Annotated in this window: 14 protein-coding genes; 3 read left to right on the top strand and 11 right to left on the bottom strand. The window is 60.6% G+C overall.

The genetic code is table 11. The features are described 5' to 3' along the window. Positions 1 to 42: 42 nt before the first annotated feature. From truA to leuC, 8 genes are all read right to left on the bottom strand, one after another. Positions 43 to 867: a tRNA pseudouridine(38-40) synthase TruA gene (truA, locus tag KCG87_RS23665; protein ID WP_185022171.1), complete on the bottom strand. Its 825-nt coding sequence runs from the start codon at positions 865 to 867 to the stop codon at positions 43 to 45. 267 nt (positions 868 to 1,134) lie between these two features. Next, a complete protein-coding gene (locus KCG87_RS23660) occupies positions 1,135 to 3,771 on the bottom strand; it encodes a FimV/HubP family polar landmark protein (protein WP_210558994.1) in 2,637 nt (878 codons plus the stop codon). A gap of 209 nt (positions 3,772 to 3,980) precedes the next feature. Next, positions 3,981 to 4,991, bottom strand: a complete 1,011-nt coding sequence (locus tag KCG87_RS23655) for an aspartate-semialdehyde dehydrogenase (RefSeq protein ID WP_027611531.1) — start codon at positions 4,989 to 4,991, stop codon at positions 3,981 to 3,983. Positions 4,992 to 5,238: 247 nt separating this feature from the next. After that, a complete protein-coding gene (asd, locus tag KCG87_RS23650) occupies positions 5,239 to 6,351 on the bottom strand; it encodes an aspartate-semialdehyde dehydrogenase (protein ID WP_003226428.1) in 1,113 nt (370 codons plus the stop codon). A 66-nt stretch (positions 6,352 to 6,417) separates the two neighbouring features. Continuing rightward, on the bottom strand, positions 6,418 to 7,500 hold the full coding sequence (gene leuB / locus KCG87_RS23645) for a 3-isopropylmalate dehydrogenase (protein ID WP_210558995.1): 1,083 nt from the start codon (positions 7,498 to 7,500) through the stop codon (positions 6,418 to 6,420). 54 nt (positions 7,501 to 7,554) lie between these two features. Then, on the bottom strand, positions 7,555 to 8,322 hold the full coding sequence (locus tag KCG87_RS23640) for a methyltransferase domain-containing protein (protein WP_210558996.1): 768 nt from the start codon (positions 8,320 to 8,322) through the stop codon (positions 7,555 to 7,557). A gap of 137 nt (positions 8,323 to 8,459) precedes the next feature. Beyond that, on the bottom strand, positions 8,460 to 9,104 hold the full coding sequence (gene leuD, locus KCG87_RS23635) for a 3-isopropylmalate dehydratase small subunit (protein WP_098964653.1): 645 nt from the start codon (positions 9,102 to 9,104) through the stop codon (positions 8,460 to 8,462). A 13-nt stretch (positions 9,105 to 9,117) separates the two neighbouring features. Then, positions 9,118 to 10,536: a 3-isopropylmalate dehydratase large subunit gene (gene leuC / locus KCG87_RS23630; RefSeq protein WP_096796153.1), complete on the bottom strand. Its 1,419-nt coding sequence runs from the start codon at positions 10,534 to 10,536 to the stop codon at positions 9,118 to 9,120. Positions 10,537 to 10,677: 141 nt separating this feature from the next. On the opposite strand from leuC, the gene KCG87_RS23625 reads away from it, so the two are divergent. From KCG87_RS23625 to KCG87_RS23615, 3 genes are all read left to right on the top strand, one after another. After that, positions 10,678 to 11,568, top strand: a complete 891-nt coding sequence (locus tag KCG87_RS23625) for a LysR family transcriptional regulator (RefSeq protein WP_083368466.1) — start codon at positions 10,678 to 10,680, stop codon at positions 11,566 to 11,568. Positions 11,569 to 11,636: 68 nt separating this feature from the next. After that, entirely contained in the window at positions 11,637 to 14,915 is a 3,279-nt protein-coding gene (locus KCG87_RS23620; protein WP_135296209.1) for a PAS domain S-box protein, read from the top strand. 86 nt (positions 14,916 to 15,001) lie between these two features. After that, positions 15,002 to 16,693 carry a molecular chaperone HscC gene (locus KCG87_RS23615; protein WP_210558997.1) on the top strand — a complete coding sequence of 564 codons (1,692 nt, stop codon included), beginning with the start codon at positions 15,002 to 15,004 and terminating at the stop codon, positions 16,691 to 16,693. On the opposite strand, the gene KCG87_RS23610 is transcribed toward KCG87_RS23615, so the two are convergent. The 3 genes from KCG87_RS23610 to KCG87_RS23600 form a co-directional block, all read right to left on the bottom strand. Further along, positions 16,690 to 19,374, bottom strand: coding sequence for a DUF805 domain-containing protein (locus KCG87_RS23610; RefSeq protein WP_210558998.1), 2,685 nt, complete (start codon positions 19,372 to 19,374; stop codon positions 16,690 to 16,692). The two genes, KCG87_RS23615 and KCG87_RS23610, sit on opposite strands and share 4 nt — an antisense overlap. Further along, the gene (locus KCG87_RS23605) at positions 19,371 to 20,066 is read right to left on the bottom strand and encodes a DUF1266 domain-containing protein (RefSeq protein ID WP_135296212.1); all 696 of its coding nucleotides are present in this window, start codon (positions 20,064 to 20,066) and stop codon (positions 19,371 to 19,373) included. Before KCG87_RS23605 ends, KCG87_RS23610 begins: the two co-directional genes overlap by 4 nt. A gap of 186 nt (positions 20,067 to 20,252) precedes the next feature. Further along, the gene (locus tag KCG87_RS23600) at positions 20,253 to 20,699 is read right to left on the bottom strand and encodes an Hsp20 family protein (RefSeq protein WP_108183245.1); all 447 of its coding nucleotides are present in this window, start codon (positions 20,697 to 20,699) and stop codon (positions 20,253 to 20,255) included. Positions 20,700 to 20,775: the final 76 nt, after the last annotated feature.

The following is a 20,775-nucleotide window of genomic DNA, read 5'->3' as shown; positions in this document are numbered from 1 at the left end:
ATTCGGGAAAGTCCCGGATGGTAACAAATGCGTTCGAGGGCGTCAGCCGTCAAGTTCCGAGAAACCCGTAAGGAAATGTGGCCCGATAAAACGCTCGGGCAACGGAAATTCGTCGTGATACTCGACCTGCACCAGGTACAGCCCGTACGGATGCGCTGTCACACCACCGGAACGGCGCTCGCGGCTTTCCAGCACTTCCTTCATCCACTCGACCGGCCGCTCGCCGGCACCGATGGTCATCAGCACACCGGCAATGTTGCGCACCATGTGGTGCAAAAAGGCGTTGGCGCGAATATCGAGAACGATCATCTTGCCGTGGCGAGTCACGCGCAGATGATGCATCTTCTTGATCGGCGACTTGGCCTGGCACTGACCAGCACGGAACGCACTGAAATCGTGAGTGCCGATCAGGTATTGCGCCGCTTCAGCCATGCGCTCAACGTCGAGTGGGCGGTGGTTCCAGGTGATTTCTTCGTTGAGATGCGCCGGACGAATCTGATCGTTGTAGATCACATAGCGATAACGCCGGGCGATGGCTTTGAACCGCGCATGGAAATGCGCCGGCATCACCCGCGCCCAGCTGACACTGATGTCGTGGGGCAGATTGATATTGGCGCCCATCACCCAGGCTTTCAGCGAACGATCGACCGGCGTGTCGAAATGAACCACTTGTCCGCAAGCATGCACCCCGGCATCGGTACGCCCGGCGCACTGCAGCGAAACCGGCGAATTGGCGACTTTCGACAAGGCTTTTTCGAGTTCTTCCTGCACCGTTGCCACGCCGGTCAGCTGACGCTGCCAGCCGCTGTAGCGCGAGCCTTTGTATTCAACGCCAAGCGCGACGCGGTAAAAGCCGTCGGGTGCCATTTCGGCGACCGGATTATCTATGTTTGCCAAGGTGGGACAGCCTGCTGATGTGCAAAGGCGGGCATTATAAGGCTGTGGACCGGGGATGCCAGTCAGTTCTGTGTTGACGGATCCGGCCTCTTCGCGAGCAAGCCCGCTCCCACAGGTAGAGCACATTTCAAATGTGGGAGCGGGCTTGCTCGCGAAAGCGCCATTCCAGGCGCTGCAGAATCCAGCCCAAACAAAAACGGCAGCCTCGATGGGCTGCCGTTTTTATTTACCGCTGGCTCATGCCAGGTGCGAAAGCATTTCCTTGGCTTCGCCACGCTGCTTTTCGTCACCCTCGGTCAACACTTCGTTGAGGATGTCGCGTGCGCCGTCGCTGTCGCCCATATCGATGTAGGCCTGGGCCAGATCGAGTTTGGTCGCGGCTTCGTCGGTGCCGGCGAGGAAGTCGAAATCGTCCTCGCCCAGATCATCGCCCATGGCCGCATCGGCTTCGGTGAAGGTCGGCTCGGCGATGCTCTGCGACAGGCGATCCAGCTCGGCGTTGACGTCATTCAGTTCCGCTGCGAATGCGTCAGGCTCGGCCGCCGGGTTGCTGTCCATTTCATCAGCCAGCGACAGATCGAAATCCGCCGGCAGCTCCAGATCGTCCTGTGGCACTTCGTTGGCGACCACAGGCTCGGCCGGCGACAGATCTTTCACGCCTTCGTCCAGATCCAGCAGGAAGTCATCATCCGCCAGATCCGCCGCCGGAGCTGGCGCAGGCTCGGCACCCAGATCCAGATCGAGGTCGAAGTCCGACAGGTCGTCGAGGTTCTCTTTGATCTCGGTCTGCTGTTGCAGCACCGATTCAAAGCTCAGATCGTCGTCGGCCGGGAATTCGTCCAGCTCTACCGGCGCTTCAGGTGCGACGACAGGTGCAGGCTCAACCGGAGTGATGTTGTCGAGATCGTCCAGGCTCAGGTCGAACGCGCTATCCAGGTCGTCCGCCGCAGGCTCAGGCGCAGGCGCCTCTGGCTCGTCGAGCAGCAGCTCCTTGACGTATTGCGCATCGAGTTCGGCGGCGGCTGCCGCTGCAGCCAGACCCGCGACAGCGACGACCGCCATGGCCGGGAAGCGTTTTTTCAGCTCTTCGACCTTGGCGAAGTTATCGCCGTTGGCCACCAACTGACGCTCCTGACCGACGAACGCATCGCGGTCACCCTGCTGACCGTAGACTTCCATCAGCTTCAGACGCAGATCACTGCGTTGCGGCTCGAGGCTGACGCCCTCTTCCAGCAACGCTGCGGCCTGATTCAGGCGACCGGCATTGATGTGCGACTGAGCCTTGTCCAGCACGTCATCGGAACGCTCGGCGGACGGTGCGACCAATGGCGCGGCAATCGGCTCAGCCATCACCACCGGAGCCACTACCGCAGCAGGCGCTGGCGCAGGTGCCGGGGTGTTGAGCTTGACGCTGGCAGCAGGTGTCTCCAGGCCTTCGAAGCTGCTTTCCGGCAGATCCTGCTCGGCGGAGAACTCTTGCTCTTCCGCCAGAGCGCGGGCCATGCGCAGGTGTTTCTCGGCTTCCTGCTGGGCTTTGCGGCGACGGGCCAGCAGCAACAGCAGAAGCAGCAACACCACCGCACCGCCACCGATCAGACCCAGCAGGATCGGATTGGTCAGCAGTTCATTGAAGGTTTTATCCTCGTCAACAACCGGTTTCGGCGCGACCACCGGCGTTTCAGCAGGCGTGTCGACCGGTGGCGCAATCGCCGATTCAGGTGTTGGCGCCGCTTCTGCCGGGGTGGCTGGAGGGGTTGCAGCCAGTTCGGCGGTGATCGCCGGTACGGCAGCAGTGGCGGCTGGCGCAGCGCCCGAGCCTTCGGCCTGCATCTTCGCCAGTTGATTGTTCTTCAGCTCGATCAGGCGTTGCAGCTTGTCCAGCTGACTTTGCAGATCGGCCATGCGGCTTTTCAGTTCCTCGTTGTCACGACGGGTCGTGTCGAGGCTTTCCTGAGTCACCGCCAGCTTGTTGCTCAAGGCCTTGGCATCGCCGGCCGGGCCTTTGCCACGCCCTTTGGCGTTTTCGGCAGAGACCAGACTCAGGTTGTCCTTGGCATTCTGGCCGGCGCCGACATTGCTGCGACCACGCTTGGTGGCATCGAGCTGCTGCTGGCCGGTACCCGGCTTGGCCACATAGCGACGACCCTGACGCCAGGCTTCGTTCTGCGCGGCGACTTCGGCAATCGCTTTCGATTGCGGCAGCGCGGTGCTTTCCACCGAGTCCGGCAGGCGCAGCACCTGACCGGTTTTCAGCCGGTTGATGTTGCCGTCGATGAACGCATCCGGGTTGAGCGCCTGAATCGCCAGCATGGTCTGCTGCACCGAACCGCCGGTGCGCGCCTTCGCGGCAATTTCCCACAGGGTGTCGCGCGGCGTGGTGGTGTATTGCGACGGGTGCGTGGCGCCGGTGGTCGGTGCGGTGATGGTCTGCGACGGTGCCGGTTGCGCAGCGGCGTCAGCGGTCTGTGGCGAGAATTTCGACGGATCCAGCAGCACACTGTAATCGCGCAGCAGACGGCCATTCGGCCACATCACCTGCACGAGGAATTTCACCATCGGTTCCGACAGCGGCTTGCTCGACGTTACGCGCAGCACGCTTTTGCCGCTGGCGTTGAGCACCGGAGTGAACGTCAGGTCGTTGAGGAAGGCCTGGCGATCGACACCGGCCTTGGCGAAATCTTCGGGTGAAGCCAGGCTCGGCACCACTTCGGCAGCGGTGAGATCCTTGACGTCGAGCAGCTCGATCTCGGCCACCAGCGGCTGGTTCAGGGTCGACTTCAGGGTCAGCTCCCCGAGCCCGAGGGCATGCGCCATACCGGAGGACAGCGCCGAGGCGGCCGCTATTGCTAACACCAGTTTGCGAACTTGAACCATAGCCTCATCCTTTGTTTGAACGTTCCTCGGCCAGCGAGAAGATGTTGATTGCCGCTGCCGTAAGGCATTGCGCGCGACGACGACAGACTGCCGCGCGCGATCATTTCTTTGATGCCCCGGAAAGTCCCGGAGGGTGACACGTTATCAAGTGCTCCGGGCAAGCATAGCGCTCACCTAGAATCAGTCGACAAATTGTTGCCAAGTATCTTTTACAGCAGGTCTTTTATCAACAATTCAGCGACCTGCACAGCATTCAGGGCGGCGCCTTTGCGTACGTTATCTGACGTCAGCCACAGATTAAGTTCCGCCGGGTCGTCGACACCGCTGCGCACCCGACCGACATAGACAACGTCCTGCCCCACCGCGTCACCCACTGCAGTCGGATAATCGCCGGCCTCAACCAGCTCGATGCCGGGCGCATCCTCAAGCGCAGCGTTGACCTTTGCCAGGTCAACCGCACTCGCTGACTGCAAGGTCACGCTATAGCTATCGCCAAAAAACACCGGGGCTTGAACGCAAGTGGCGGAAATCTTTAATAAAGGCTGCTTCAGCACCTGACGCAACTCGCGCACCAGCCGTTTTTCCAGCAGCGTGTGGCCTTGAGCGTCGGGCGTGCCGACCTGGGCCAGCAGGTTGAAGGCCATCTGCCGATCAAAGAAAGTCGGCTCCAGCGGACGCATGTTTAGCAGTTCGGCAGTCTGCCGCGCCAGCTCGGTCACAGCTTCGCGACCTTGGGCGGATACGGCCAGATTGGCGGTGACGTTGACGTATTGCAGCTCGAGCAAATCGAGCAGCGGTGCCAGCACCACGGCCAGCGTCGTCGCCGAAGGGCTTGGGCTGCTGACCTGGAACGGTGCTTTCAGACCGGCAATGACCTCGGCGTTGGCCTCCGGCACCACTTGCGGCGCCTGCTCGGCCGGCAATGCGCCGGACAGATCGATCAGCGAGCAACCGGCCGCGTGGGCACGCGCCGCGTAACTCAGGGAAACGGCAGCGCCAGCGGCAAAGAACACCAGTTTGACCTTGCTGAAATCGAACTCGTCGACTTCACGCACGCGCACGTTCTTGTTGCGGAACAGCACCGAGCTGCCGGCGGATTCGCTGCTGGCCAGCAAGTGCAGGTTGCCGACCGGAAAGTCGCGCTCTTCGAGAATCTGTACGAGGGTTTCGCCGACAGTACCGGTGGCGCCGACGACGGCAATATCAAGGGTCTGGGTCATGGTTCTACCTCTGGCGAAACGGGGGGAGCGGCACTTTACCGGGTGAGTGAGATGCAGGCAATTTCTGCGGGACTTGCAGTGTCTGTTCTGACCTCTTCGCGAGCAAGCCCGCTCCCACAGGGGGAACGCATTTCAAGGGTGGGAGCGGGCTTGCTCGCGAAGGCGCCAGACCTGACACCGGAAAACCTCAGGCATAAAAAAACCCGCACCTATCACAAGGCACGGGTTCTTTCATTGCATCAAGCGATCAACGCTCCAGCAGGATCCGCAGCATGCGACGCAGCGGTTCGGCCGCGCCCCACAGCAGTTGGTCGCCGACGGTGAACGCACCGACGAATTGCGAGCCCATGTTCAGCTTGCGCAGACGACCCACCGGTACGTTCAGGGTGCCGGTGACCTTGGTCGGGCTCAGCTCCTGCATGCTGATGTCGCGGTTGTTCGGCACCAGTTTGACCCAAGGGTTGTGCTGGCTGATCAGCCCTTCGATATCAGCGATCGGCACGTCTTTGTTCAGCTTGATGGTCAGCGCCTGGCTGTGGCAACGCATGGCGCCGATGCGCACGCAGATGCCGTCGACCGGGATCGGGCTCTTGAAGCGGCCGAGGATCTTGTTGGTCTCGGCCTGGGCCTTCCACTCTTCACGGCTCTGGCCGTTCGGCAGTTCCTTGTCGATCCACGGGATCAGGCTGCCGGCCAGCGGCACGCCGAAGTTTTCGGTCGGGTACGCGTCGCTGCGCATGGCTTCGGCCACGCGACGGTCGATGTCGAGGATCGCGCTGGCCGGATCGGCCAGTTGATCGGCCACCGCAGCGTGGGTCGCGCCCATCTGCTTGATCAGTTCACGCATGTTCTGCGCGCCGGCACCGGAGGCCGCCTGATAAGTCATGGCGCTCATCCACTCGACCAGACCGGCCTCGAACAGACCACCCAGGCCCATCAGCATCAGGCTGACGGTGCAGTTGCCGCCGATGTAGTTCTTGGTGCCCGCGTCCAGTTGCTGGTCGATGACCTTGCGGTTGACCGGGTCGAGAATGATGACGGCGTCATCGTTCATCCGCAGGCTGGAAGCCGCGTCGATCCAGTAACCCTGCCAGCCGGCTTCGCGCAGCTTCGGGAACACTTCGCTGGTGTAGTCGCCGCCCTGGCAGGTCAGAATCACGTCGAGGGTTTTCAGCTCTTCAATGCTGTAAGCGTCCTTGAGCGGAGCAATGTCCTTGCCCACGGACGGGCCTTGGCCACCGACATTGGAAGTGGTGAAAAACACCGGCTCGATAAGATCGAAATCCTGCTCTTCCAGCATCCGCTGCATGAGCACGGAACCGACCATGCCGCGCCAACCGATCAGACCTACACGTTTCATCGCAACTACACCTTCTTGAAAAGTGGGCCGCTGCTTTGTATTGAATTTCGCAGCGGGCCCGAGAGATTACAGATTCCGCAGCGCGGCGACTACTGCGTCACCCATTTCCTGCGTTCCGACTTTAGTGCAACCGGCCGAATAGATGTCGCCGGTGCGCAAGCCTTGATCCAGCACCACGCTGACGGCTTTCTCGATTGCATCGGCCGCGTCGTGCAGATTGAAGCTGTAACGCAGCATCATCGACACCGACAGAATGGTCGCCAACGGGTTGGCAATGCCTTTGCCGGCGATGTCCGGGGCCGAACCGTGGCACGGCTCGTACATGCCCTTGTTGTTCGAATCCAACGAGGCCGACGGTAGCATGCCGATGGAGCCGGTGAGCATCGAGGCTTCGTCGGACAGGATGTCGCCGAACATGTTGTCGGTGACGATCACGTCGAACTGCTTCGGCGCGCGCACCAGTTGCATGGCGGCGTTGTCGACGTACATGTGGCTCAGTTCGACTTCAGGGTAATCCTTGGCGACCTGCTCGACCACTTCACGCCACAGTTGGCTGGACGCCAGCACGTTGGCCTTGTCCACCGAGCACAGCTTTTTGCCGCGAACCATGGCCATGTCGAAACCGACGCGGGCGATACGGCGGATTTCGCTTTCGCTGTACGGCAGGGTGTCATAGGACTGACGCTCGCCGTTTTCCAGGGTGCGGGTGCCGCGTGGCGCGCCGAAGTAGATGCCGCCCGTCAGTTCACGGACGATCAGGATATCCAGACCGGCAACAATTTCCGGCTTCAGGCTCGAAGCGTCGGCCAGTTGCGGGTAGAGGATCGCCGGACGCAGGTTGCCGAACAGGCCCAGTTGCGCACGGATTTTCAGCAGACCGCGCTCAGGGCGGATGTCACGCTCGATGGCGTCCCATTTCGGGCCGCCCACTGCGCCCAGCAGCACGGCGTCGGCAGCACGGGCACGTTCGAGGGTTTCGTCGGCCAACGGCACGCCATGCTTGTCGATGGCGGCGCCACCGATCACGTCATGGCTCAGCTCGAAGCCCAGGCTGTACTTGTCGTTCGCCAGCTCCAGCACCTTGACCGCTTCGGCCATGATTTCCGGACCAATACCGTCACCTGGGAGAATCAGAATCTGCTTGCTCATGCTTTCCTCGTGTCTTCAATCGGTGCGCCACTCAGGGCGCGCCCGGAAAAATTCTTAGCGTTCAGCCATCAGTACGATTACATCTGTACTGAACGAGCCGTCGGCATCAATCTCAAAATATTCGCGCACTTCATTGCCCATCGACTGCTGCAACTGGCGGATCGCCGCGCGCATCACTTCGGGCGTGCGCATACGCTCCACCCAACTGCTGTACTCCAGACGCAGGCGCTGACGACTGGTGCTGCGGGTATGCAGCCCGGCCTCGCTGACATGACGCAACCACTCAGCGGCGGAATAATCGCGCACGTGGCTGGTGTCGCGCAGCACTTCGACGCTTTGCAGGTAAGTGTCAAACAACGGACTGCCCGGTGACAACACGTCAACGAACGCCGCCACACCGCCGGGCTTCAGCACCCGACGCACTTCACGTAGCGCCACCCCGAGATCGCTCCAATGGTGCGCCGAATAACGGCTGAACACGTAATTGAATTCACCATCGGCAAACGGCAGGCGCTCGGCGGCGCCGTTGACCGTGGAGATATTGGCAAAACCGCGATCAACGGCCGCAGCGGCCACCACGTCGAGCATTTGCTGCGACAGGTCGTAGGCCACCACTTCCTTGACCAGTGGCGCCACATGAAAACTCACATGACCGGCGCCGCAACCCAGGTCCAGCACCCGGGCGTCGCCCTGCCCGACCAGTTCAGCCTGTAGCAGCGCGAATTCGGTGCCTTGAGCGTGAACAGCGCTGCTCAGGTAGGCGGCGGCCTGTTCACCGAATTGCTTTTGTACAACCTGACTGTGCTGGGCGGTGCTGGTCATGGTCACTTCCTGGTATTTGTGTTGTTTGGGCCGGCCTCTTCGCGAGCAAGCCCGCTCCCACAGGGGAATGCATTTCAAATGTGGGAGCGGGCTTGCTCGCGAAGAGGACAGCCCTGACTACATCAATCTCGAATCAATCACGCGTCGCGGAACAACCACGGCTGGCTCACACGATGCTTGGCCTCGAACGCGGCAATCGCATCACCGTCCTGCAAGGTCAGGCCGATATCGTCCAGCCCATTCAACAAGCAATGCTTGCGGAACGCGTCGATCTCGAAGCGGTACACCTTGCCGTTCGGGCTGGTCACGGTCTGCTCGTGCAGATCGATCTGCAATTGATAGCCCGGCTCGGCCTCAACCTGCTTGAACAATTCATCGACTTCAGCGTCGCTCAAGATGATCGGCAGCAAGCCATTCTTGAAGCTGTTGTTGAAGAAGATGTCGGCGTAGCTCGGCGCGATGATGCTGCGGAAACCGTATTCTTCCAGCGCCCACGGCGCGTGTTCACGGCTGGAGCCGCACCCGAAGTTCTCACGGGCGAGCAACACGCTGGCGCCTTGATAACGCTCGGCGTTGAGCACGAAGTCCTTGTTCAGCGGGCGCTTGGAGTTGTCCTGATACGGCTGGCCGACATCCAGGTAACGCCACTCATCGAACAGGTTCGGGCCGAAACCGGTGCGCTTGATCGACTTCAAAAACTGCTTCGGGATAATCTGGTCGGTGTCGACGTTGGCACGATCCAGAGGCGCGACAAGACCAGTGTGCTGGGTAAAAGCTTTCATGCTGCGCTCTCCTTCAGATCAATTCACGAACGTCGATGAAACGACCGTTTACCGCCGCCGCAGCGGCCATGGCCGGACTCACGAGGTGGGTACGGCCACCGGCACCCTGACGGCCTTCGAAGTTACGGTTGGAGGTCGAGGCGCAATGCTCGCCGGACTCCAAACGGTCCGGGTTCATCGCCAGGCACATCGAGCAACCCGGCTCACGCCATTCGAAACCGGCCTCGAGGAAGATTTTGTCGAGACCTTCGGCTTCCGCCTGCGCCTTCACCAGACCCGAGCCCGGTACGACGATTGCCTGCTTGATCGTCGAAGCGACTTTGCGACCCTTGGCGATCACGGCCGCAGCGCGCAAGTCTTCGATGCGCGAGTTGGTGCAGGAGCCGATGAACACGCGATCCAGCTGAATGTCGGTGATCGCCTGATTGGCGGTCAAACCCATGTATTTCAAGGCGCGGACGATCGAATCGCGCTTGACCAGATCCATCTCTTTGGCCGGATCCGGCACGTTCTGATCAACGGCCAACACCATTTCAGGCGAAGTGCCCCAGCTGACTTGCGGCTTGATCTGCGCAGCGTCGAGTTCAACTACGGTGTCGAACTTGGCATCAGCGTCGGAAACCAGGTCTTTCCAGGCTTCAACCGCCTGATCCCACTGCGCGCCTTTCGGCGCGAACGGACGGCCCTTGACGTATTCGACAGTCTTTTCGTCCGCAGCCACCAGGCCCACACGGGCGCCGGCTTCGATGGACATGTTGCAGATGGTCATGCGGCCTTCGACGGACAGATCGCGAATCGCGCTGCCGGCGAATTCGATGGCATGGCCGTTACCGCCGGCGGTGCCGATCTTGCCGATCACCGCGAGGACGATGTCCTTGGCGGTCACACCGAATGGCAACTGACCTTCGACGCGCACCAGCATGTTCTTCATTTTCTTCGCGACCAGGCACTGGGTGGCGAGCACGTGCTCGACCTCGGAAGTGCCGATCCCGTGCGCCAAGGCACCGAACGCGCCGTGGGTCGAGGTGTGCGAGTCGCCGCAGACCACGGTCATGCCCGGCAAGGTTGCGCCCTGCTCCGGGCTGATCACGTGGACGATGCCTTGGCGGATGTCGTTCATCTTGAACTCGACAATGCCGTACTCATCACAGTTGTCATCGAGGGTCTGCACCTGCAAACGCGAGACCTGGTCGGCAATCGCGGCGATGCCGCCCTTGCGCTCCGGTGTGGTCGGTACGTTGTGGTCCGGGGTCGCGATGTTGGCATCGATGCGCCAAGGCTTGCGCCCGGCCAGACGCAGGCCTTCGAAGGCTTGCGGCGAGGTCACTTCGTGGATGATGTGACGATCGATATAGATCAGCGCCGAGCCATCGTCGCGCTGTTTGACCAAATGCGAATCCCAGAGCTTGTCGTAGAGCGTTTTGCCGGCCATCAGACGGTTCCTCATCAGCTTGTTTCTATGCCCTGGGCTTATCAATAACCCTTTGGCTTGTGAGGCCGATCCTATGGGGTTACATTAAATAACTCAAATTCATATTTTTTATGCTTTGGATAACTAACTGGAATACGAACCATGGATCTGGCCAACCTCAATGCTTTTATCGCCATCGCCGAGACCGGCAGCTTCTCCGGCGCCGGGGAACGCCTGCATCTGACGCAACCGGCGATCAGCAAACGCATCGCCGGACTGGAGCAACAATTGAAGGTGCGGCTGTTCGACCGACTCGGTCGTGAAGTCGGCCTGACCGAGGCCGGCCGCGCCCTGTTGCCCCGGGCTTATCAGATTCTCAACGTGCTGGACGACACCCGCCGCGCCCTGACCAACCTGACCGGCGAAGTCAGCGGTCGGCTGACCCTGGCCACCAGTCACCACATCGGCCTGCACCGTTTGCCGCCGCTATTGAGGGAATTCACCCGCCGCTACCCACAAGTGGCGCTGGATATTCAGTTTCTCGATTCGGAAGTGGCCTACGAGGAAATTCTCCATGGCCGCGCTGAACTGGCAGTCATCACCCTGGCGCCAGAGCCACACTCGCTGGTCAAAGCCACGCCGGTGTGGGACGACCCGCTGGATTTCGTGGTGGCGCCGGAGCATTCGCTGATCAGCAACGGCGCGGTGAGCCTGGCGGACATTGCCGGTCATCCGGCCGTTTTTCCCGGAGGCAACACCTTTACTCATCACATTGTCCAACGCTTGTTCGAAGCCCAAGGGCTGACGCCGAACATCGCCATGAGCACCAACTACCTGGAAACCATCAAGATGATGGTCTCCATTGGTCTGGCCTGGAGTGTTCTGCCACGCACCATGCTTGATGAACAGGTGGCGCGCATACCTTTGCCGGGCATACAGCTCAGTCGCCAGCTAGGCTATATCGTGCACACCGAACGGACGCTGTCGAATGCGGCAAGGGCTTTCATGGCCTTGCTGGATGCGCAAATCGATCTGCCAGGGACTCCCGGCTAACTTGTGCTACTCCTATAGAGCCGCTGTCCCTGTGCCTAACGCCACCATCAGCTCAAGGCCCGTTAACAATGCCGAAATCTGTTGACCGAATTCCGCCGATGCCGCGTATTCAGGCCATTGATCCGCGACGTTCCGAGCAGAGCTGGGAGAGTGCGCCGCAATTGCTCGCCGCGCTCAACGGCGCCCGGCTCGGCGCCTGGTATTGGGACATCGAGCGCGGGCAGATCAGTTGGTCACGGGGCACTCAGGCGCTGTTCGGCTTCGATCCACGTCAACCGTTGCCCCAGGACCTGGAATATCTGGATCTGCTGCCGCCCGAAGACCGGGCGAAAACCGTGCGCGCCTTCCACGCGGTGATTGCCGGCGCCCCGCTGGAACAGGCGATGCACCACCGCATCCGCTGGCCCGACGGCAGCCTGCATTGGCTGGAAATCAGCGGCAGCCTGCTGCCGGACAAAAACGGCCGGCCCCGAATGATCGGGGTGATTCGCGAAATCACCCACCAGCGCCAGCGCGAACAGGCTCTGAGCAGCTCGGAGAAACGTTTCGCCACACTTTTTCACCTGTGCCCGAACATGGTGCTGCTGACGCGCCAGGAAGACGGCCTGATCACCGAAGCCAACCAGTATTTCGAAAGCCTGTTCGGCTGGCCGGTCCAGGACGCCATCGGTCGCACCACACTGGAACTGGGCCTGTGGGTGCACCCCGAACAACGCGCAGAGCTGGTGAAAAAGACCAAGGCCAAAGGTGAATTGATCAGCATGGAAGTGCAGTTCCGCGCCAGCAACGGGCAGATTCATGACGGTATCCTCAGTGCGCAAAAGGTCGAACTCGAAGGCCAGCCGTATCTGCTCAGCACGTTTCTCGACACCACCGAACGCAAAGCCGCCGAACACGCCTTGAAAGACAGTCAGGAACGCCTTGATCTGGCGCTGGACTCGGCGCAACTCGGCACTTGGGATTGGCACATTCCCAGCGGCATGCTCTACGGCTCGGCGCGGGCCGCGCAACTGCACGGGCTGGAGCCGATTCCGTTTCACGAATCATTCGAGGAGTTTTTCGAAGGCGTGCCCGGTGAGGAGCGCGACAGCATGCGCGACGCCTACCGCAGCCTGCGCGAAGGCCCGGCCGGCAACTATCAACTGACCTATCGCGTGCAACTGGCGGATGGCAGCTCACGCTATCTGGAAAGCCGCGCCCGCCTCTACCGCGACGAAAATGGCGCGCCACTGCGTATGGCCGGGACCTTGCTGGACATCACCGATCAGGTCGAGCGCGAGCAACGTCTGGTCGCCTCCGAAGAGAAATTTGCCACACTGTTCCAGGTCAGCCCCGACCCGATCTGCGTCACCCGCCAGGACAGCGGCGAGTTCATCGAGATCAACAACAGCTTCACCCAGACCTTCGGCTGGAGCGCCGCCGACGTGATCGGGCGCACCGCCGAGGACATCGGCCTGTGGGACGCCTCGGCGAAAAGCCTGCAACGTATCGAGCGGGTGATCCGCGAACAGGGCCTGAGCAATGTCGCAATCATCGTCCAGCACAAGGACGGCCAGTCGCTGACGTGCGTGATTTCCAGCCGGCAGATCAGCGTCGGCAATCAGCCGTGCATCGTCACCACCCTGCGCGACATCACCCAACAACAGCGCTCCGAGGCCGCACTCAAGGCCAGCGAAGAGAAATTCGCCAAGGCGTTCCACTCCAGCCCCGACGCGATCACCATCACCGAACGTGACACCGGGCGCTATCTGGAGGTCAACGACGGTTTCTGCCGCCTCACCGGTTATCGTGCCGAAGAAGTGGTGGGCAAAACCGTGTACCAGATCGGCATCTGGGCCGAAGAGAAACAACGCTCGGCGCTGCTTGCCGAACTGCAGATCAAGGGCCGCGTTCATCATCAGGAGATGCTCGGGCGCAACAAGCGCGGTGAGTTGCTGACCGTTGAAGTGTCGATCGAACCGATCACCCTCAACGAAACGGCGTGCCTGCTGCTGACCGCCCGGGACGTCAGCCTGTTGAAAAACGCTGAAGCACAGATCCGCCATCTGGCCTATCACGATCCGCTGACCAATCTGCCCAACCGCGCCTTGCTGATGGATCGCCTGAGCCAGCAGATTGCCCTGCTCAAGCGCCACAACCTGCGCGGTGCGCTGCTGTTCCTCGACCTCGATCACTTCAAGCACATCAACGACTCGCTGGGTCATCCGGTCGGCGATACGGTGCTGAAAATCATCACCGCGCGGCTTGAAGCCAGCGTGCGCATGGAGGACACGGTGGCGCGTCTCGGCGGCGATGAATTCGTGGTGCTGCTCAGTGGCCTCGAAGGCACGCGCAACGAGGTCAGTGCACAAGTGCGGGAACTGGCCGACACCATTCGCGAACTGCTCTCGGAGCCGATGTTCCTCGACGGCCAGCGCCTGCAAGTGACACCGAGCATCGGCGTGGCACTGATTCCCGATCACGGCTCGACCCCGACCGACCTGCTCAAACGCGCCGACATTGCGCTGTACCGGGCCAAGGATTCCGGGCGCAACACCACGCAGATGTACCACAACACCATGCAGAAGGCGGCCAGCGAACGGCTGCGCATGGAGACTGACTTACGTCTGGCGTTGTCGCGCGGTGAATTCAACGTGCACTACCAGCCGCAGGTCGATGCGCGGGACAACCGCATCATTGGCGCCGAGGCGCTGGTGCGCTGGAATCACCCGGAACTCGGCGCGCAATCGCCCACTGAATTCATCAAGGTGCTGGAAGACAGCGGGCTGATTCTGGAGGTCGGTACCTGGATCCTCGATGAGGCCTGTGAGGCGTTCAAACAATTGATCGCGCTGAAACTGGTCGACCCGCTCAACTTCAGCCTGTGCGTAAACATCAGCCCACGGCAGTTCCGCCAGAACGACTTCGTCGAACGCATCGAACACAGCATGAGCAGCCACGGCCTGCCCTGCTCGCTGCTGAAACTGGAGATCACCGAGGGCATCGTGATCCAGAACCTGGAAGACACCATCAGCAAAATGCGTCGCCTGAAAAAACTCGGTGTGAGCTTCGCCATGGACGATTTCGGCACCGGTTATTCATCGCTGACCTACCTCAAGCGCCTGCCGGTGGACACCCTGAAAATCGATCAGTCATTCATCCGCGACGCGACCACCGACCCCAACGACGCCGAGATCATCCGCGCCATCGTCGCCATGGCCCGCAGCCTGGAACTGGAGGTGATTGCCGAAGGCGTGGAGACGCCGGAGCAACTGGCGTTCCTTCAGGGGCTGGGCTGCCATTTGTATCAGGGCTATCTGCACAGTCGGCCGGTGGCGTTGGAGGCGTTGAAAAAGATGCTGTCGTGAGGCGGGCAGTTTGCAACAGATCAATAATTGTCAGGATTTGCGACAACCTGTAGGGTCGCGTTTTTTGCGCTGTTTCGAGATCGATCATGCAGGATGCAACCCTTCCCCGCCCAGCCCTGCTGGGCATTGACCTTGGCACCACCAACAGCCTGATCGCCGTCTGGCAGGACGGTCAGGCCCGATTGATCCCCAACGCCCTCGGCGAGGTACTCACCCCGTCAGTGGTCAGCCTCGATGAAGATGACACGATTCTGGTCGGCAAAGCCGCTCGCGCTCGCCTGACCACGCATCCCGATCGCACAGCCGCTGCCTTCAAGCGCTTCATGGGCAGCGACAAGCGAATCGAACTCGGGAATCGCCACTTCAGCCCGGAAGAATTGTCGGCGCTGGTGCTCGGCTCGCTCAAACAGGACGCCGAAGCATTTCTCGGCTACCCGGTCTCTGAAGCAGTGATTTCGGTGCCAGCGTATTTCAGTGACGAGCAACGCAAGCGCACCCTGTTCGCCGCTGAACTGGCCGGCCTCACCGTCACGCGCCTGATCAATGAACCGACCGCTGCCGCGATGGCCTATGGGCTGCACGAGCAAAAGTTCGAGCGCACATTGATCTTCGATCTGGGTGGCGGCACGTTCGACGTCACGGTGCTGGAGTACGCACTGCCGCTGATCGAAGTGCATGCCTCCACCGGCGACAACTTTCTTGGTGGCGAGGACTTCACCGCTGCGCTGTTGCAAGCCTGCCTGAAAAACTGGCAACTGACCCCGTCAACGATCGATGCTCAAGGCATGGCCAGCCTTGGCGACGCGCTGGAGCAGCTCAAGTGCAAACTCGGCGAAGGCACTCAGTCATTGCGCTGGCAGCATGTCGACCGGCCATTTGAATGGTCGCTGGACGAAGCCGCCGCCGTGAAGATCTGGGAGCCATTGCTCGCACGATTGCGCGCACCGATCGAACAGGCTCTGCGCGATGCACGCCTGAAGCCTAGGGATCTCGACAGCCTGGTGCTGGTCGGTGGCGCCACGCGGATGCCGGCGGTGCAGCAGATGGTCGCCACACTGTTCGGACGCTTGCCGTATCGGCATCTCGACCCGGACACCATCGTTGCACTCGGCGCGGCCACGCAAGCTGCGTGCAAGGCGCGTGATGGTGCGGTGGAAGAGTTGATCCTGACCGATGTCTGCCCTTACACGCTGGGTATTGCGACCATGCGCGGCAACGGTATCGACGGTGCCTTTTCGCCGATCATCGAACGTAACACCATCATCCCGACGTCACGGGTGGAGCGCTATCACACCACCCATCCCGGTCAGGCACAGATCCGCATTGCGGTCTATCAGGGCGAACGGCCGTGGGTACGTGACAACATCCTGATTGACGCTTTCGATGTCGACTTGACGCCCTGCGATCACATTCAGGAACTGGATGTGCGCTTCAGTTACGACATCAACGGGCTGCTCGAAGTCGACGTCACGCTGCTCGAAACCGGTGATCGCCACAGCCACAGTATTGACCGCAGCCCCACGGGGCTGGATGAACAGGCGCGAAGGGAAAGCCACAACCGCCTGTCCACACTGAAGGTCCATCCACGTGATGCATTACCCAACCGCACATTGCTGGCCCGCCTGGAACGAGCGTGGATGCAGAGCCTCGGCACACAACGCGAACGCATTGCCGAATGGCTGCACAGTTTCACTACGGTACTCGGCGGCCAGCAACCGTCAGAGATTGCCAGCCACCGCTCGGAGCTCAACAAGGCGCTGGATCAACTGCGCCTTTAGCCGTTGAGCCGACGCAAAGCAGCCTGCAGGCCGCCGGAAAGCATGTCGCTACCACCGCTGTCCGGCGGTACGCCGTAGCGGTTGGGTAATTTATCTCCCGGAAAACCGAACAGCACCAATGGCAAAAATGGCAGGACCGGTGACAGCGCCATGAATATCAGCAACGTGGGTATGCCCCGGCCCATGTCGTGCAACCGGCGCAGAATGGCGCCGAGCAGCAGCAGGACACCGAGTAACAGGATGAGAATGCCAGAGGCCGTGGTGCCACTGATCAGACCTGCCACCGGTGTAATCACCACAACCCCCAGAACCTGAACGATAAAAGCCTTGCGCCCCAGCCGAGACCCCAGGCGCCAGATCGCACCCGCCGGTACCGGCTGAATATCACTGTTGGCCAGCAGTAACCGTTCCGACCAGGACAGCAAGGCACACAATGCCAGCCGTAACCCGATACTGTTCTGCACGTCATCCTTGCCCTGCTGCAATTGGCGCAGTACGCGCGTTTTCGGCACACCGGCAGCGCCATAACGAATCAGGGACTTGAGTGCGTCCAGTGCCTCATACGCCAGCAGTTTGTCGACACCAAAATCCGTCAACACCTTGCGCGGCGGCCACACCGGCTCGCCCTTGATCAAGCCGTCGCGAAAACCTTCGAACCAGTCATCCTCACAACTGACCGCCGCGATCGACTGCAACAAGGCACGATGCTGTTCGGCGCCCAGGCTCGGGTCGTGATAGAGCACGCCCCAGAACATCAACAAACCCAGCAGATCGTCACCGCAGGCTTCCCGGTCGCTTTCGACGCAGGTGTAAAGCAAGGTATTGGCAGGCAGTCTGGCGCTGTCGAGAGCCTGTTGCACGCTGAACAATTGCTGCACCAACAAACCATGAACCGGATCATCGCCTTGCAGCCATCCCAGTAAACCGTCGCAACTGCCTTGCTCACGCCGCAAGCGCTGCAACAGTGGCTGCAACCGAGCCAAAGGATGAGCAGGATTGAATGCCAGGCGCTCCAGGCACTGTGCATCAATCAACTGCAGCCAACGCCCGGGCTGCTCCAGCAACGCCAGTAAAAACAGGGTCTGGGCATTCCATTCCCATGTGGCCTGCCCCAAGCCAACCGGCGGCAATTCAATACCGCGAAGGCTCAACTGCAGCAGCAGATCGAGTTCGGACAAGTCGCAGTCGTCCTTGACGGCGCTCAGGCTGAACGCTTCGGCCATTCGCTCCAGCGCAGCGGCGCTGTAGGGCCGCAAGCGTCGCAGCCACAAACGACAGACCTTGTGCGTTTCGCCTTTTGTCAGCACCTCGGGCAAGCTCCGCGAAATCGCGTCCGCCTCGCAGAAAGCGTCCATCGCCTGCGCAATCGGGGCACTGCTCAACCAGCGCAGATGCTGCCCGGCCTGATATTTGAAACCGCCCATCACCAGGCTTTCGAGCGCATCGACCGGCAGCGGCGCATCCAGAATCTGCTGCAGCAACGCCGAATCCCCCCGATGCAACGCCCAGGCCTGGCGGTACAGCTGCAGCAATCGGCTGTCGGCATTTTCGCCCAACAGCTGTGCTAACAATGGGAGTTCATCGCCCGTCATGCGCCAGTCGACAAAGCTCTGCGCCAGACTATCAAGCTGCAATTGCCCGACATCCAGCCAACGATTCAGCGTCTCCGGGCGCTGTGACGGACTGCCATAGACCTGGCACTCATCCCCGAGATCCTCTGACCAGTCAGCGCAGTCCTGCAGACGATCGAATGCCTGAATCAGCAGCGGTAGAAAGGTCGGCTGTCGCTTGGCACATAGCTCCAGCAGACGGCTTTCAGCCATCGGATGACGATGTTCGCTCCACAGCCGGATCCAGCAAGGCAATGCATGATCGTCCCGGCCCAACAAGCTGTTCTGACACGCCAGCAAGTACAGCCAGTCCACATCATCCGGAGCTGCAAGTTGCTGCTCGACACAGCACTGCAAAAATGTCGACGCACCGATTCCCGCTTGAGTGAACTGCACCAGCAAGCGCTTGATGAACACAGCGTCATCCGGCAACGGCAGGCACGTGTGCTGACTGGCGAAGTCGGCGAACTCATGGAGGGGGCGCTGAGAGAAGATGAAGTCGAGACTACGGGCGTACCACAGCGATTCAGTCTGCGCAGACTCTGACCAAGCGCTCATCAGATCCGTGTTGAATGGGTCGGGCGTTTCGATTCGCTGCAGAAAGGCTTCCACCCGGTGTGCATCGTCGAACTCCAGATCGAGCAACTGTTGATCCCAGGCCATTCGCCTGGCCAACAGGTTCGCGCAACGGTAGGACAACGGACCGGCACCCGCCATCCGGTGGTAGAGCCCCCAACTGAGCTCATCAAGCTCATCCAGTGACAATTCATCCAGTGCCTGAACAAATGCCTGCCATGCCGCGAAATTGAACCGCCGCGCGGGATCATCAAGCAGCTCGCAGAAATTCACGAACACCTGAGGGATCGCGACGATCTCCTGCTCTGCCTCTTCGGACTCGTCCTCCTCTTCCTCACGCGCAAGACGCATCGCGTTTTCGTAAGCCATGCGCAACGCCTGAAAGCCCTCCGGATCGGTCTCTGGATGATGCGCCGGCAGGCGTGCGCGGTAGGCATTGCGAATCAGGTTTTCGTCAGTAGTAGGCTCGATGCCCAGTCGGATCCAGCAACTCATGACCAGTCGAACTCCTTGAGCGATGCCGGCCGTGGCGGCAGCTCAATTTCCATGTGCCAAGGCAAATCAGCCAGAAAGTGCGGAATGTTCTGCGCAAGGCCACGAGTAATCCGCAGGTTGTGGGCGCTGTTGCCCTGTCGGTCCAGCTCGCAAGCCAGCTCGTCATCGCTGGTGCTCAGGCAGCTCCAAAAGGTCCGACCCACCACAAAACCATTGAAATAAGCCATCCAGCTGCCGTAGTGAAATTGCGCCCTGATGGCCAAGCGACTGTGCAGCCAGTTGCTCTCGACCAAATCGATCCACTGATTGCGTACCGCACACCGCAGGAGAAACCCCATCCGCCCGTAATCCCAAGACAAAATCCCCCCGGGGCCGCAACTGCCGAACGTACGGCTGGCGAATTCATGCAGGACACGCTCGCGGGGGCTCAATTCTTCGAGCAACGCCTGCCATTGACTCGGCAGACAACGCTGCCAAGCCAGATAGGCACCGCTGAGGTGCTTGGCATGGCCGTCATCGGTCATCCATTCGAGCATGTCGAACAATTGCCGCCGATCATCGATTCCCCAGCTGTCTTTCAGATCAATGTAGTGGTCGTCGCAGAACGCGGGGTCGTCGTACCCGGCGCCGGTATTGAGCGCAGCCATTGGTGCAGAAAGGGCGCACAGCCAGCGCTGTTGAATCTCGTCCATGAAAAAAGGCTCCAGGCCGACCGCCAAGGAGTGGGGCCGGCAAAACTGCGGCGAATTGTAGAGAAACCGCTGTCAGGGGCAAAGTCGAACAGCGCTTTTCTTGCGCCCACAAAAAAGGCCCCGACGGATCGGGGCCTTCATTCAGCGGCTCAGCGCCTGTTCAGGCATTTTGTATCTGCACGTGAATCAGTGCTGCAGAACCGGCTTCTGCGCTCCGTTGATCGGGATGCGCTTGGCTTTCGCTTCTTCCGGGATCACCCGCAACAGGTCGATGCTCAACAGACCGTTGCTCAGATCGGCGGCCTTGATCTCGATGTGATCGGCCAGGCGGAAGGACAGCTTGAAAGCACGCTGGGCAATGCCTTGATGCAGGAAGGTCACGCCTTCGTTGGCATCACGCTTGCCACCACTGATGGTCAGCACACCCTTCTCGACTTGCAGCTCCAGGTCTTCTTCCTGGAAACCGGCTGCCGCTACGACGATGCGGTATTGATCGTCACCGTGTTTTTCCACGTTGTAGGGTGGGTAGGTGCTGCCTGGCTCGTTGCGTAGCGCGGTTTCGAACAGGTCATTGAAACGGTCGAAACCCACCGAGGAACGGAACAGTGGTGCCAGGGAAAATGCAGTACTCATGGTTCAAATCTCCTGAAAACAATCAGCAAGGTTTTTTGACTCCGCGACCCGAATTCGGCATCGCGTAACCCTTAGA

Source organism: Pseudomonas sp. MWU347 (assembly GCF_017947305.1).
Lineage (GTDB): Bacteria > Pseudomonadota > Gammaproteobacteria > Pseudomonadales > Pseudomonadaceae > Aquipseudomonas > Aquipseudomonas putida_A.
The sequence above is the reverse complement of the archived record's forward strand: the minus strand, read 5'-3'. Positions and strand labels throughout refer to the sequence as shown.